This is a genomic window from Enterobacter sp. E12 (assembly GCF_014596715.2).
In the GTDB taxonomy this organism is placed as follows: domain Bacteria; phylum Pseudomonadota; class Gammaproteobacteria; order Enterobacterales; family Enterobacteriaceae; genus Enterobacter; species Enterobacter bugandensis.
Window position 1 is genome coordinate 1,746,110 of record NZ_CP115601.1, and the last position, 14,559, is coordinate 1,760,668.

Genomic DNA, 14,559 nt, shown 5'->3' on the forward strand with positions numbered 1-14,559 from the left:
TAATAACATCTCTCAGGGGCGAGCAAGACAGGGCATGTCGAAGAGGAGATCCCCACGTCCTGGGTTCAGCACTGTACACCGTATCCCGTGAGGGAAGTTATACTGACAAAGCCTTGATTCGACAGTGCCTGTTTTACCCTGTGCCGGTTCTCTCGAACCCACCAGAGCGATAACGTGTATTTGTACAGGAGCCTCGCCATAACGAGATCGTTGTAAAACGTGAGGGATAATACGCCACTTTTTAAACTCTGCTCTGGAATTTAATTAGCGTTTATGAAATGTTTAGAAGAATAATTATTTCCACAGCGTTGACGGGCCGTTTAATAACGCCTCCACAGAGGCGTCTATTATTTATTCCCAGTTATCCAGCACGCGCTGGCGAATCTCTTCAGGATATCCCTGGTCAAATGAGGCATGCAGATGGCGTTTGGTTTGCAGGGTATCAAAGACCACTTTCGGCCCTTTACCCGCCACGTATTCCTCTTCGTCGTAGCACTGCGGCAGACGGATTACGCGCTGGTCATTAAACACAGCCCGGCGGCCAACCGGGTGGACGCGGGTTGACAGCACCCACACCACTTCGCGCAGGTTGGTCGGGTCGAAATCGTCATCCACCACGTACACTTTTGGAATAAAGACCATCGAGTCGGTGTTGAAAAGAACTTCGCCGATGCGCTGAGTCAGCGCCTCACTGGTGACTCCTGGCATTCGTTCGCGCCAGTTCTGCGGGATGACAACCAGCAGCCAATGCACGGTGGAATCCTCCGGGATCCATGCGGTTTTAACCGGTAGATTAGCTTCACGCAGGTGCGTTAACGCATCGGCCGCCAGCCCCATCGCCCATAGCGTATGGGACTCGTCCGTCGGGCGTCCGGTGATTGACATTGGCCAGATAGGATCGTCGCGATGGGTGATGGTCTCTACGTGGAAGGTGGGCTGGGCCGAAGAGCCCTCGCCCAGATATCCGCCGTATTCACCATACGGGCCTTCCTGACAGTCGCGGGTAATGGACACGTGCCCCTCGATGACTATTTCTGCCGTTGCGGGCACTTCAAGGTCGATACTCACAGCCTTGACGACCGGTACCGGCGCGCCTGCGAGCGTGCCGATGTAATCCGCTTCATCCGCATGTGCCGGGATCGGGATGCCGGAGACGCAGGAGATGGCGGGAGCCGGCCCCTGCACCAGGGCGTAAGGCATGGGCTGACCGATATTGACCCACTCGGTCCAGATCTGTCCGATGTGCTGGCTTGGCACAATCAGCCCCACCATTCGTTTGCCGTCAACTTTCATGACGCGGGCAATCGACCAGTTCACCCACTTGCCGTCGGGCGTTTTGACAATCAGCGTGCCCCAGGTGTTGGCGTAGCGCCCACCGTCTTTATCGTGAGCAAACGGGATGGGAAAACGGTCCAGGCTGGCGTCATCTCCGCGCAAAATGTTCTGCTGGCAGGCGGCATCGGCAGCGTTAACCCGAACGGGAGGAATACCGGGTTTACTGCGCGCCGCAGAGAGCGCTTCAATGATCTCAGGCCCGGTAGATTCGGGGGCCAGTCCCAGTGACATCGCCACGCGGGCGTAAGGCATATCGGCCCGTGAGGAGAGGCTGGCTGGCGCGCCAAACAATCTAAAGCCTGGCGCAACGCCTGCAACCTTATGGAACAGCGGCGCAGGCGACGGGAGCTCATAGCTGCGGCGGGTTATGGCGCTGGGTTCAAAATCGCCGTCGACTTCCCGGGTCACATGCATGATGTCGCCCATCTCATCCAGCGCATCGATAAAACTTCTCAAATCATCGTAATATTTCATGCGGCACTCCTCAGGCCTGCCATGGAAACATCCTGTAGAATGCGATAAAGTCCTTTTATGGCTATAGTTTGTTATCAAACAGTTTGAGTTCGAACTATATGTTTCTCGTTTTCAGGAGTCAACACAACTGATGTCAGAAAATCTCGATCTCATTCATGCCGCGCCGCTCTGGCCCCACGGAGACAGTTCGTTAATGCATCTGGTGCGTCGGGCAGGGCAGCACTCAACGATGTGCTGGACGCAGTGCGTGGATACCGGGCTTTCGGCGGTACAGTACGCCATACTGGTGGTATTAGCCGAAGAAACCACCTGCGATCAGCAAACGTTGGGCAACCGCGCCGGATTTGATAAAGCGACGGGGACTTATGTGATCGACCGCATGACCAAAAGTGGCTTGTTGAATGTTGAGACCGACCCGAAAAACCGCCGCCGCAAACGGGTGACGATGACCGCAGACGGCGAAGCGATGCTCACACAGATGATTGAGCAGGCGAAAAGCGCCGAAAAGATGATCGCGGCGGGGTTGGATGCGCAGGATATAACCGATCTAAAACGCCTGCTGAGCAAGCTGGGTGGATTGCAGGAGCCAGAGTCATGCCCTTAGCCGACGATGAGCCGAAACCCGATTTGACCATCGGTTTTTTGCTGATGCGCCAGTTCACCCTGGCCTCGGTTGCCGGGCTGGTGGAGTCGTTGCGTTTTGCGGCGGATGAATCCTTCTCCAGCCGGCAGATCTTTTGCCGCTGGGAGTGGATGACCTGTGACGACCAGCCGGTCACGGCCAGCTGTGGGCTGCCGGTTTCGCCTACGGCAAAGCTGGATTTCAGCAAGGCGTGGGATTACTTCGTGGTGGCGGGCGGGTTGCTCGAAGAGACGCGCAATCCGCCAGAGTGGCTGCTGCAGGCGCTACGCGAGCTGCATGCGCGCAATATCCCGATCATCACGCTGTGCAGCGGTGCATTTGTCGCGGGTAACGCCGGGCTGCTGGACGGGCGCCACTGCGCGATCCATTTCACCACCCGTGACGAATTCCGGCAGCGCTTTCCGAAAGCGATTCCGGTGATCGACAAAACCTATATCAAAGACGGCGGCATTATCTCGTGCCCGGGCGGCACGGCGATTGATCTCGCGGCGGATCTGATCCGTCGCCATTGCGGTCTGGTACGCTCCCAAAAAGTGCTGAAGTATCTGTTGGTGGATGACACCCCTCAGCCTGCCAGCAAAGGGAGGCAGAAGGCCTCGCTCACTGCGCCGGAGGTGTATGAAAACGAACTGGTCAGCAAGGTGATTGGGTTTATGAAGCATCATCTTGATTCGCCGATCCCGCTGGCGGACGTGGCGGATTTTGCCGGCGTCACCTTCCGTCAGTTAAACCTGATTTTTACCAAATGCACCGGCCACTCGGCGGCCGTTTACTGGCGCAGCATGCGTCTTGAGCAGGCGCGTAAGCTGATGGCGGATTCAAGCAACAGCATTAATGCGATAGCCGCTGCGACCGGGTTTTCGGACGCGTCGCACCTGATTTCGTGGTTTCGCAAACAGTACGGTGAAACGCCGAGTTCTTTCCGCAAACGTCGCAGGGAAGTGGAAAAGTTGGTCAAAGAGTAGAGTATCGGTAGGCCGGGCAAGCGCAGCGCCACCCGGCAACAGGTTTTACAAGCTTTGACGCTTCGGCATCACCGCCTGCATCAGGGACTTTTCACGCGAGGGCGTTTCCTCAAGCGAGGAGGCATCCTCCAGGCTGCGTGCATTCGTTTCCGGTGCGAGGAACCACGACACCGCCAGACCGAAGAAGGTGATTGCCGCGGCGATATACATCGTCGGGCCAATGCCGAGGCTCTGCAGCGACACCGGTACCAGCCAGGTGCCGACTGCCGCGCCGATACGCGACAGCGATGTGCCAACGCCCACGGCCCCCGCGCGGATTTCCGTCGGGAAGATCTCGTTCGGGTAGACCAACTGCAGAACCTGCGCCCCGCCAATAAACAGCGCGTACAGGCCAAACATCAGCAGGATCACCGCAGACGGCCCGTCACGCAGAAAACCTAACAGCAGCAGCGCCAGCCCGGACCACAGGAAGCTGTGTAGCAGCAGCTTGCGACGCCCCAGGATATTGACCAGGCGGGTGGCGATAACGCAGCCGACCACGAACAGCAGGGTGATCGCCACCGAGCCGTAAGAGGCCCAGTTGCCGCTTAGATGTAGCGCGTCCAGCACCTTCGGCGCAAAGGCATAGACGGCAAACACCGGGATCACCGAGCAGGTCCAGAAGACCGTCACAAACGCCATGCGCTTGCCGTAGCCAGAATGAAGCAGGTTGGCAAACGAGAGGTTTTTACTTTCAGCCTGCACCGGTAAGTTATCCAGACCAAACTCAGGGCCGTAAACGCGGCGGATAATCGCTTCGGCCTCGACATGGCGGCCTTTGCTCATTAACCAGCGCGGCGATTCCGGGGTGCCCAGACGCACAATGAACAGCAGAGCGCCAATGACGGCGGTACTGGCCAGCGTCAGGCGCCAGGCGTCGGGGCCACCAAAATTAAGAATGGCTTCGCCGGTCAGGTACGCCACGGCTGCGCCCGCAAACCAGAGGATGGTCAGCGTCGCGAGGCACGGGCCACGATTTTTCTTCGGCAGAAACTCCACCAGGAAAGCGGTCGCGACCGGGTATTCAATCCCGACGGCAACGCCATTCATAAAGCGCAGCGCAAACAGCATTTCGCCGCTTTGCACCCAGTATTGTGCGACAGAGCAGACGACGAACAGGGTTGGGCCCACGAAATAGAGAACGCGTCGGCCAAGACGGTCCGTTAGCGCACCGCCGATAAAGCCGCCGAAGAAGATACCGATCAGCGCCGAGGCGGCAATCAATCCTTCCCAGAATGCGCTCAGGCCGAGGGCGGGGGAGACTTTCATCATGGCGATGCCGATAATACTGAGCACGTAGCCATCGACAAAGGAGCCGCCGCCTGAACGCACGGTCAGCAACCGGTGGAAGCGGTTAAGAGGGACGTCTTCTACAGAAATGGTATTTGACATGGTAACTCCAGTCTTTCCCCGATGTCGTCGGATTAACGGCCTGCAACGGGTACACGAAGCCATTGCCGCTCATCCGTCGATCGCGGTTTAAATGTAGTTCAGGTAATAGTGTTAAAGCGAACGTAATAAATATTTTTTCTGTTAAATCTGGCAGTTCATTATAAATACTCCTCTGGTGCAGGATGGTCGGGTAAGATGTTTTATTGTTATTAGGGTCTTACTTGCTTTCTCTTATAACAGGTACGGCTTTCGGTGCAGTGCTGCGAGTAGACCACCAGCAGATCAGCGAGCCCAGACTCACCATGGCAGTGCCTTGCCAGAACGCGATCGTCAGGTGTGAATTCAACATAACCGCGGCCAGTACCGCTGAGATAACAGGGATAAAATACGAGGCGGCCGCCAGCATCGTCACGTTGCCGTGCAGAATGCCGACGTTCCAGGCGGCATAACCAAAGCCCATGGCGATGGCGGCCAGCAATAAACTTATCCATGCATGCCAGGAAAGAATAAATTCTGGCTGAGGGGAGATAAGGTATTTAACCCATAATGTCATCGCGGTCAAAATAAAGAACAACGTGATCCCGTTATTGCCTTTAGCGATAATTTTGGTGACCACACAATATATTGCCCAAATAATGGCACCGCTAAAGGCCAGGCCATAACTGAGAGGATTTTCCATGACGTTATGGCTCATCCCGGTGAAAGAGAACCCCTTATCGCCGCCTAATACCCGGCAAATTCCGGCGACGGCTAAAATGATGCCGGGAATAATCAGCGGGCTGGTCTTTTGTCGGTTCACGATAACCGACAGTAGTATGGTCATACTCGGCCAGAGATAGTTCACCATCCCGACTTCAATGGCCTGGCGGCCGGAATGGGTGAAGCCCAGGGACAGAGACAGGCAGAGTTCGTAGCAGACAAACAGAATACTGCCGAAGATGAGGTAGCTGCGGGGAAATCGACTTAGTTTCGGAAAGCCCACGGTGAACAGCAGAAGAATGGCACTGCAGGTGTAGATCAGCGCCGCGCCGCCAACCGGGCCGAAGCCTTCGCTCACGCTTTTGATCAACCCAACGATGGCGCTCCACAGCAGGATGGCAATCAGTCCGATGAGTGTCGCTTTCTTCTGGGGCATACCCTGTACCTCTGTTTACATTCTCATTACAACCAAAGCGGCTGGCTGTTAAATTCTGGTTAAATATTGCTGTAAAGCTATGCCGCCGTGTTGACGCTGTAAATACGTCTCCAGGAGCAATAATTCCAGAATGTGATCGTTATCTGAAAACATGTAGAAAATTACTACGCCTGAATAATGTTTTTAATTTATTGAATATTAATGAGTAATTTTTTGTCACGGGTAGAAATTTACTATCTGTGTGTATTTATGTTGTATTTATCATGTATACAAAAAATATTCACGCATTGACCTCTTTCGCTCCTCTGTGCAAATTTTTAACAAACGCAGCCTGTTTGGCTGTTGCACATGCAGTCCCATAAAGATTTTCCCTGGAGGTTATCGTGTTCACATTTGAAGGTATCTACACCCCGGCAATTACCCCCTATGCCGCCGATGGCAGCATTGATTTTGCGCGGTTTGCGGATGTGCTGGAGTCGCTGATCGAGGGGCGCGTGCACGGCATTATCATTGGTGGTTCAACGGGGGAATACTATGCCCAGAGCGCAGAGGAGCGTAAGGCGCTGGCCGGGCATGCGCGTCAGGTGATAGGCAACCGACTGCCGCTGATTGTCGGTACCGGCGCTATCCGTACGGAAGATGCCGTGGACTATGCGAAGCACGCCCGCGAAATAAAGGCTGACGCCATTCTGGTCACGTCGCCGCCGTACGCGCTGCCTACCGAGCTGGAAAATGCGCACCACGCGCTGACGGTGGATAAAGCCGCACAGCTGCCGATCATGCTCTACAACTACCCGGGCCGAATGGGGATCACCATGGGTGAAACCTACTTCCGCGAGGTGAGCCGCTCGTCCAACGTGGTCGCCATTAAAGAAAGCTCCGGTGATTTTAATAACCTGCACCTGCTGGCCTGCAAATTCCCGAATATCGCACTCTCCTGCGGCTGGGACGATCAGGCGCTGGAGTTCTTCGCCTGGGGGGCACGCAGCTGGGTATGTGCCGGGTCTAACTTCATTCCGCGTGAACACGTTGCGCTGTATGAGGCTTGCGTGGTCGAAAAAGACTTTGAGAAAGGCCGCAAGATCATGGCGGCGATGATGCCACTCATGAACTTCCTCGACGGCGGAAAGTTTGTGCAGTCTATCCGCTACGGCTGCGAGCTGAACGGTCTGACCTCGGGTCAGGTGCGTGCGCCGCTGCAAAGCCTCAACGAAGAAGAGAAAGCACAGCTGAAAGCGGTGATTACCGGGGTGAAACGCAACGTGGCAGCGGTTACGGCGGCGTAAGGGGGCAGGATGAAACAGCTTCAGACACTCAACGATGTCACGCGCCTGGCGCATGAACTTACGCTTCCGGACAAGGCGTTTATCGATGGCCGTTTCGCCCCGGCGCGTTCCGGTAAAACCCTGACGACGCACAATCCGGCGACCGGTGAAGCCATCGGAACGCTTGCTGCCTGCGATGAGTCTGACGTTAACGCGGCGGTGAGTGCGGCGCGCGCCGCCTTTGAAGCCGGAAGCTGGCGCAAGCGGGCACCAGGCGAGCGCAAGGCGATCCTGCTCAAACTGGCGGCGCTGATGGAGCAGGAGACAGAATCCCTCGCCGTGCTGGAAAGCCTCGACAGCGGCAAGCCGGTCAGCGAGTGCCTGACGGTAGACGTGCCGGAAACCATCCATGTGCTGAAGTGGCATGCGGAAGCCATCGACAAACTTTACGACCACACGGCACCGGCGGGCAACGCGCTGGCGCTGGTGGTTCGGGAGCCGATTGGCGTGGTGGGCTGCGTTCTGCCGTGGAACTTCCCGCTGCTGATGCTGGCCTGGAAAATTGGCCCGGCGCTGGCGGCCGGCTGTTCGGTTATTGTGAAACCGGCTGAGCAGACCTCACTCACGGCGCTGCGTATTGCGGAACTGGCGTTTGAAGCCGGCGTACCGGCAGGGGTGCTCAACATCGTTACCGGCACCGGGAAAGAAGTGGGTGAGCCGATAGGCCTGCATCCGGATATCGATATGGTGAGCTTTACCGGTTCCACTGCGACCGGACGTCGCTTCCTGCACTATGCCGCAGAGTCAAACCTGAAAAAGGTGGTACTGGAGTGCGGCGGGAAAAACCCGGCGCTGGTGTTTAACGATGCCGACGATATTGCTGCGGTGGCAGGACACGTGCTTAACGGCGCGTTCTGGAACATGGGCGAGAACTGCTCGGCCACCTCGCGCCTGCTGGTGCAGGAAGAGGTGAAAGAGGCGCTGCTGGCAGAGATGGCGAAGCAGATCGGTAGCTGGAAAATGGGCAACCCGCTCGACCCCAACAACCGTCTGGGTTCGATGGTCTCTCCCGAGCATTTCAGCAAGGTGAGCAGCTACCTCGATACGGCGCGTCAGGAAGGTCTGCGCGTGCTGCATGGCGGTCATACCGAGCTGGGGGCTTACGTCCAGCCGACGGTGATTGACGGCGTCACGCCGGAAAGCGCGCTGTTCCGCGAAGAGATCTTCGGCCCGGTGCTGTGCGTCACTACCTTTAAAACCGAAGACGAGGCCATCGCGCTGGCGAACGACACCCCGTATGGACTGGCGGCGTCGGTCTATACCGGCACGCTTAATCGCGCCATCCGCGTATCGCGTGCCGTTCGCGCCGGGACGGTGACCGTGAACTGCTTCGGGGAAGGTGACGCCACCACGCCGTTTGGGGGATATAAGCAGTCCGGTTTCGGTGGGCGTGATAAATCCGTGTTCGCGCTCGATCAGTACACCGAACTGAAGACCATCTGGATTGATGTTGCAGAAGACCACGCCTGAAGCCGTGTTTAACGGCCTGGAAGAGAGAATTCATTTCTATTTCTGTCTTCTGGTGGCGGTAGGGCTGTCGAGGAAGCAGGGACGCATCGCCTCTAACCGGCAGAAAAATGCCTTTATTATGAAGTGGCTAAAAAATGCCGGGCAGGTCGCCTCGTTTCGCCAGCGCGCCAGCAGCGAAATTGTCTGGCTGCGTGGGGAGATCCTGCGCCATCCGCCTGACCGGGATCCGGAGCCGATTCTGATGTTGATCTACCAGACGGCCAGCGAGATGCGCAGAACGTGATCGCGGCTATGGATAATTTTTGCCGTCGCGCGCCTTTATCTGTAGGTTAAGCAGCATCACAGGTCGATTTTAAGGAGGCGGTAATGAGAACGGGGAAGGCTGCGCTGTATGAGGATCTCAAGCGCCTGATCTTAACCATGGAACTGGACCCGGACGCGCTGCTGGATGAAGCGAGCCTGACTGCGCAATACGGCCTGTCACGCACGCCGGTGCGCGAAGTTTTCCAGCGTCTGGCCGGGGAAGGGTATCTGGAGATTGTTGAAAAGCGGGGCGTGCGGGTGATCCCCATGAGCCATGCCACGCTGCGTAACTTCTTTCTGGTGGCACCGATGATCTATGCGGCCATTGGACGTCTTGCGGTCCAGCATTACAAGCCCGCGCAGCTAAAGGCGCTGAAGGAGACGCAGAAACGCTTTCGTAAAGCGGTCCAGAGCCATGATGCCGAAGCGTTGGCCCTGGAGAACAATCGCTTTCACGAGATCATGGGTGAGATGGCGGCAAATCCCTATCTGCAACCGAGCCTCGGTCGTTTGCTGATAGATCATTGCCGCATCGGCCACACCTTTTTCCGCCCGCAAAATGATGACATGGAGCGGCGTTTGCAACTGTCCGCCGATCACCACGATGCGTTTATCGCCGCGCTGGAAGCACGGGATGAGCAGACCGTGGTGGATCTGGTGTTCGAACACTGGGAGCTATCCCGGGAAAACATGGAGATCTTTATCGCGCCGCAGGGGCTAAAAGCCGACGAGCGCGTCCAGTCTACGGAATAAACCTGCCTGACACGACGCCTGCCGGACGTGCTGGCGGGCAAATATCATCGAATCCATCCCCTCTGTCGCCGAATCGTCGGGGGCATTGTTACGCCTGAATTAACATTAAATTAACTATTTTTATACTTGTTGTATACATGAGATATACATCACGTATTCATTTTGTTTGCCTGGCTACCATGACGTCAGCAGCGCTTACTGATGCCTGTAAGCGAAAGAAAAAAAGACAGCGTACCGGAGTAATCAACGTGCAAAAGATCACCTCTCTTCCTGCTGATGACGCCCTGCCAGGGTGGTATCACACCAGTCCATCGCGCACCCCGCGTCCTGCCCACGTGGGGCAAAAACATGCCCGCTGGGCCATTGTGGGGGCCGGGTTAACGGGGCTTGCCGCTGCCCGCCAGATGGCACTCAATTTTCCAGACGACGAAATCGTACTGATTGAGGCGCAGGAGGTAGGATACGGCCCGGCCGGACGCAATGCGGGCTTTGCCATTGACGTGCCGCACGACATCGGCGCCAGGGACTATATTGGCGATGTCACCACCGCCAGACTGATCCTCAAGCTGAACACCCTGGGACAGAACGTCCTGCGCGGCATCGTGGAGGAGCACGGCATTGCGTGCCAGATGTCCGAATCCGGTAAATATCAGGCGGCGGTAGGTGAGCAGGGCGTGGCGATCCTCGAAGCCTACCGCCGCGGTCTGGAGAAGATTGGCCGTGAAACGCAGATGATTGCGGGCAACGATCTGCCCGATCATATCGGCACCTCCTACTACAAACAGGCGCTCTATATTCCGGGGACGATCCTTCTTCAGCCGTCGGCGCTGGTGAAGGGACTGGCTGACAGCCTGCCGTCGAATGTGACGCTTTATGAATACACGCCGATCACCGCCATTAACTACGGCGACAGGGTGACGCTGGTGCATGACAAAGGCAGCATCACGGCGGATAAGCTGATTCTGGCGAATAATGCCTTTGCCTCGCACTTTGGCTTTCTGCGCGGACGTCTGCTGCCGACCTTCCTGTACGGCAGCCTGACACGCCCGCTGACGGCGGATGAGCAGGCTCTTCTCGGCGGCAAACCGGTCTGGGGGGTGATCCCGGCGCATCCGTTTGGCAGCACCGTACGCCGGACGGTAGATAACCGTATTCTGGTGCGCAACAGCTTTAGCTTCCACCCGGACGGTCGCCCACGCGAGCAGCATCTTAAAAGTTTCATTGCTAACCACCGTAAGTCGTTTGAGCGCCGCTTCCCGATGCTCGATAAGGTCGATTTCGAATATTCGTGGAGCGGGGCGATTTGTCTGTCTGAGAACCATGAGGGTTTCTTCGGCCAGCTGGCACCGAACGTCTACGGTGCGCTGTGCTGTAACGGGCTGGGGATAACCCGGGGCACCGCAACCGGCAAACTGCTGGCGGATATGATCGCGGGCGAACGCAACGAGCTGATCGACTTCCTGACTGCCTCGCCGGGCCCGAACAAAACCCCACCGGAGCCGTTCCTCTCTATTGGCGTCAACTCGGTGCTGAAATGGGGCCAATACCGGGCGGGGCTGGAAGTCTGACCGGTTGATACGCCATTTAGGGATCCGCGTTTCTAATAGCGTTTATGAAGAAACAACGTTCCGGAGTGGGGTATGGCGTGGTTTGATAATCTGCTGAATCATTTTGCGCTTTATCCGGCACATCTGTTCGCGCTGTTATTCGTAATGGCGCTGAGCAAGTCCACGGTGCTGATCTCCTCCGTGCTGCCGCCCGCCTCGGTGATGCTGCTGGCGGGCATCGGCGTCAGCCAGGGGAGCATGCACTTGGCGCTGGCGTGGCTCGCCGTGGTGCTGGGGGCAACGGCGGGATCGGTGCTGAACTACCATATCGGCCAGCTGATGGGGCACACCCGGCTTGTCGCGCGCTTTACGGCGAAGCATGCCGCTACGTTTTTACGGGTTCAGCATCAGCTGCAAAAAAACGGTGTCATCGTACTGTTTACGTCGCGCTTTCTGGCGGTGTTGCGTTATGTCGTGCCGCTGGCGGCGGGGATGCTCAGGCTGAACGCCGTCAAAGTTTACGCCGTCAGCCTGCTTTCCGCCTGTGCATGGGCGGCGCTGTATGTCGGCGCGGTCACCGGCATCAGCGCCTTTTGAGTTACAGACTCCCCATTCCGCCGTCCACCAGTAGCTCCGTTCCTACCGTGTAGCTCGACTCGTCGGACGCCAGATAGAGCGCGGCTTTTGCCAGCTCCGTCGTCGAGCCCATTCTGCCGAGCGGCACCAGCTTGATGATCTCCGCCATCATCGCGTTAAGCGTCTCTTCGCTTAAGCCCGTCTTCGTAAATGCCGGCGTTTCCACCGGACCGGGGCTCAACCCGTTGACGCGGATCCCGCGCGGCAGCAGCTCCGCCGACAGCGTACGCGCCAGCGACAGGAGGGCGGCCTTGCTCGCGGCATACACGCTGCTGGTGGGCAGGCCGATGCGTGCGCTCACGGAGCCGCAGAGGATCACCGACGACGGGTTATTCAGCAGCGGCAGCAGCGCCTGAATTAAAAAGAACGGTCCCTTCAGGTTGATGCCCATCAGGCGGTCCCACGCATCCTCCTGCCACGCTTCCAGCGGCGCGTGCGTCACGTCGCCGGCGTTGAGAAACAACGCGTCCAGGCGTGGCCAGCGGGCGGCGAGGGTTTCCGCCAGCGCTTTTTGCGACGCGATATCGCCTGCGTCGGTTGGGATCACCCAGGCCTTATCGCCCAGAATGCGCTCTGCTTCGGCGAGGGTGTCCGGGTTGCGTCCGGTCACGGCGACGCGCGCCCCTTCGGCGATAAACGCCTGCGCGGTGGCGAGACCTATACCGCTGGTGCCGCCGGTAATCAGCGTATATTTATCGGTTAAACGACCCATGTTCTTCTCCTGAAATGTCACTGGAGAAAGCACTATAGAAACGTTAGTATCGAAAGGAAACCAGGTACCAAATGGATACTAACGAGGCAAGAGGTGTGCTATGGCAGAAATGCTGGAGGTGTGCTGCGAAAAAAAATCTGAGGCGTATACCTGCCCGATGACGCAGTTTGTCAACCTGATATCCGGTAAGTGGGCGATCCCCATTCTCTATCGCCTGATTGTGTTCAACACGCCCGTACGCTTTGGCGATCTGCTGCGTGCCGCTGCCCCCATCACGCAGAAAGAGCTGACGAAGCAGCTCCGCCTGTTTGAGCAGCGCGGGCTGGTGACGCGGACGGTCTACCCGGAAATCCCCCCGCGCGTGGAGTATCAAATTAACGAGCTGGGGTTAACCCTCCAGGATGCGCTCTCGCCGCTGGCCGCCTGGATGAGCGAGTACGGCGACCAGCTTGAGCGTTAGGCTACTGTTTCACGTAGCGCGGTGCCGGAACCCCGGTGCGCGCGCTGTTAAACAGCTCAAGGCGCGCCGCTTCGTAGCGATCCCACAGGGCGGCGTCATGCATCGGCGGAATAGTGATCTGTTCGCCCTGATCCAGACCCGCCAGTGAAGCATCGACCATATCATCGGTGGTCATCACCGACCCTTCCGGCAGATCGTTCACCGTAACCCCTGAATGGCTCCAGATCTCCGTCGCCGTCGCGGCGGGCAGCACGGCCTGAATGCGCACGCTGCTATCGGCAAATTCTTCCTGCAGTCCGCGGGTAAAGCTCAGTACCCAGGCTTTGGTGGCGCTGTACAACGCGCTGCCCGCACGGACATGGAGAGATAACACCGAGGCGATATTGATCAGCGTCCCGCGATTGTTCTGCGCCAGGCGGGGCAGGATGGCGTAGGTCAGACGCATCAGCGCCGTGGTGTTGAGGGTGTTGATGGCCTGATGCTGCGCCACATCGCCCGCGAGGAACGGGGCCATCTGCGCGGTGCCCGCGTTGTTTACCAGCGTATCGATGGCGGTATTGTGGCGCAGTTCATTTTCCACGGCGCGGATCCCGGCTTCATCGCTGAGATCGGCCACCAGTATAGCGACGGCCACGCCATAGCGCGCGCGCAGGTCGGCGGCGAGGGTTTTCAGGCGATCCTCGCGGCGGGCGACCAGGACCAGGTTAGCGCCGCGCGCGGCAAGGCGATCGGCATAGACGGCCCCGATCCCGGAAGAGGCGCCGGTAATTAAGGCGGTGGTGATTTGCGTAGTCATTGTGTGTTACCTCAAAGCAAAGTGGGTTATTTGGTTTCAATATGAAACTTAATTAACTCTCTGCTATTTGGTTTTATAATGCAACTATTTTGCAGGGCATTTTGTGCTTTTGCCGTTGGGAACGATCAGGAGGGGAGTTTAGCCACGATCTCTTCAGGCGTCAGCTCGCGCCCATCGTCGGCGATAAGCGCGAGTTTACGCAGGGGTTTGCGCTGTTCGCTATCGACGAGAACGGTGCCGCATTCGTTTTCCGCGAACAAAAATTCATTGCCCCACTGGGAGAGAGCAACCAGCACCGTCTGGAGTGCGCGTCCCTTGTCGGTCAGAACGTATTCCTGCCAGGCGCTGCCGTCGGAGGCGGGCTGAAGCCGGAGGATGCCTTCATCGACCAGCAGCTTCAGCCGCGAGGTGAGCATGTTTTTTGCGATACCGAGGCTTTTCTGAAACTCACCGAAGCGTTTAATTCCGCGCAGCGCGTCGCGAACGATCAGCAGCGACCACCAGTCGCCAATGATATCCAGCGAACGAGCGACGGGGCAGGTGCTCTCTTCAAGGCGGGTGCGTTTCACGGTCA

15 protein-coding genes and 1 riboswitch are annotated in these 14,559 nt (G+C 57.5%); of the genes, 9 read left to right on the forward strand and 6 right to left on the reverse strand.

From position 1 onward, the window contains the following. Nucleotides 1-43 precede the first annotated feature (43 nt). Nucleotides 44-213, reverse strand: a riboswitch (M-box (ykoK) riboswitch). A gap of 138 nt (nucleotides 214-351) precedes the next feature. Next, complete coding sequence (locus IB212_RS08215; RefSeq protein WP_041910565.1) at nucleotides 352-1,809, reverse strand: UbiD family decarboxylase; 1,458 nt, start codon at nucleotides 1,807-1,809, stop codon at nucleotides 352-354. Between the two features lie 130 nt (nucleotides 1,810-1,939). On the opposite strand from IB212_RS08215, the gene IB212_RS08220 reads away from it, so the two are divergent. Both IB212_RS08220 and IB212_RS08225 read left to right on the forward strand, forming a co-directional pair. Continuing rightward, the gene (locus IB212_RS08220) at nucleotides 1,940-2,413 is read left to right on the forward strand and encodes a MarR family winged helix-turn-helix transcriptional regulator (RefSeq protein WP_041910564.1); all 474 of its coding nucleotides are present in this window, start codon (nucleotides 1,940-1,942) and stop codon (nucleotides 2,411-2,413) included. Further along, on the forward strand, nucleotides 2,404-3,417 hold the full coding sequence (locus tag IB212_RS08225; RefSeq protein WP_041910563.1) for a GlxA family transcriptional regulator: 1,014 nt from the start codon (nucleotides 2,404-2,406) through the stop codon (nucleotides 3,415-3,417). The genes IB212_RS08220 and IB212_RS08225 overlap by 10 nt, the downstream gene beginning before the upstream one ends. A 45-nt stretch (nucleotides 3,418-3,462) precedes the next feature. Here the strand turns inward: IB212_RS08225 and IB212_RS08230 are convergent, their stop codons facing one another. Both IB212_RS08230 and yddG read right to left on the reverse strand, forming a co-directional pair. Then, a complete protein-coding gene (locus IB212_RS08230) occupies nucleotides 3,463-4,848 on the reverse strand; it encodes an MFS transporter (RefSeq protein ID WP_041910562.1) in 1,386 nt (461 codons plus the stop codon). Between the two features lie 217 nt (nucleotides 4,849-5,065). Then, a complete protein-coding gene (yddG, locus tag IB212_RS08235) occupies nucleotides 5,066-5,983 on the reverse strand; it encodes an aromatic amino acid DMT transporter YddG (protein WP_041910561.1) in 918 nt (305 codons plus the stop codon). Nucleotides 5,984-6,366: 383 nt separating this feature from the next. Here yddG and IB212_RS08240 point away from each other — a divergent pair, with 383 nt between their 5' ends. The 6 genes from IB212_RS08240 to IB212_RS08265 all read left to right on the forward strand — a co-directional run bounded on the left by IB212_RS08240 (nucleotide 6,367) and on the right by IB212_RS08265 (nucleotide 11,978). Beyond that, nucleotides 6,367-7,269, forward strand: coding sequence for a dihydrodipicolinate synthase family protein (locus IB212_RS08240; RefSeq protein WP_041910560.1), 903 nt, complete (start codon nucleotides 6,367-6,369; stop codon nucleotides 7,267-7,269). Between the two features lie 9 nt (nucleotides 7,270-7,278). Then, nucleotides 7,279-8,778: an aldehyde dehydrogenase gene (locus IB212_RS08245; RefSeq protein WP_041910559.1), complete on the forward strand. Its 1,500-nt coding sequence runs from the start codon at nucleotides 7,279-7,281 to the stop codon at nucleotides 8,776-8,778. Then, the gene (locus IB212_RS08250; protein WP_071993726.1) at nucleotides 8,756-9,061 is read left to right on the forward strand and encodes a hypothetical protein; all 306 of its coding nucleotides are present in this window, start codon (nucleotides 8,756-8,758) and stop codon (nucleotides 9,059-9,061) included. Before IB212_RS08245 ends, IB212_RS08250 begins: the two co-directional genes overlap by 23 nt. 83 nt (nucleotides 9,062-9,144) lie before the next feature. Next, nucleotides 9,145-9,834 carry a GntR family transcriptional regulator gene (locus tag IB212_RS08255; protein WP_041910558.1) on the forward strand — a complete coding sequence of 230 codons (690 nt, stop codon included), beginning with the start codon at nucleotides 9,145-9,147 and terminating at the stop codon, nucleotides 9,832-9,834. A 248-nt stretch (nucleotides 9,835-10,082) separates the two neighbouring features. After that, a complete protein-coding gene (locus IB212_RS08260; protein ID WP_041910557.1) occupies nucleotides 10,083-11,402 on the forward strand; it encodes an FAD-binding oxidoreductase in 1,320 nt (439 codons plus the stop codon). Nucleotides 11,403-11,474: 72 nt separating this feature from the next. Then, nucleotides 11,475-11,978 carry a DedA family protein gene (locus tag IB212_RS08265; protein WP_188245800.1) on the forward strand — a complete coding sequence of 168 codons (504 nt, stop codon included), beginning with the start codon at nucleotides 11,475-11,477 and terminating at the stop codon, nucleotides 11,976-11,978. A gap of 1 nt (nucleotide 11,979) precedes the next feature. On the opposite strand, the gene IB212_RS08270 is transcribed toward IB212_RS08265, so the two are convergent. After that, nucleotides 11,980-12,729, reverse strand: coding sequence for an SDR family oxidoreductase (locus IB212_RS08270; RefSeq protein ID WP_188245801.1), 750 nt, complete (start codon nucleotides 12,727-12,729; stop codon nucleotides 11,980-11,982). 100 nt (nucleotides 12,730-12,829) lie between these two features. Here IB212_RS08270 and IB212_RS08275 point away from each other — a divergent pair, with 100 nt between their 5' ends. Continuing rightward, on the forward strand, nucleotides 12,830-13,189 hold the full coding sequence (locus IB212_RS08275; protein ID WP_188245802.1) for a helix-turn-helix domain-containing protein: 360 nt from the start codon (nucleotides 12,830-12,832) through the stop codon (nucleotides 13,187-13,189). 1 nt (nucleotide 13,190) lies between these two features. Here the strand turns inward: IB212_RS08275 and IB212_RS08280 are convergent, their stop codons facing one another. Then, the gene (locus tag IB212_RS08280) at nucleotides 13,191-13,985 is read right to left on the reverse strand and encodes an SDR family oxidoreductase (protein ID WP_028012646.1); all 795 of its coding nucleotides are present in this window, start codon (nucleotides 13,983-13,985) and stop codon (nucleotides 13,191-13,193) included. A 125-nt stretch (nucleotides 13,986-14,110) separates the two neighbouring features. Next, a complete protein-coding gene (locus IB212_RS08285) occupies nucleotides 14,111-14,554 on the reverse strand; it encodes a helix-turn-helix domain-containing protein (RefSeq protein WP_028012647.1) in 444 nt (147 codons plus the stop codon). Between the last annotated feature and the right edge of the window lie 5 nt (nucleotides 14,555-14,559).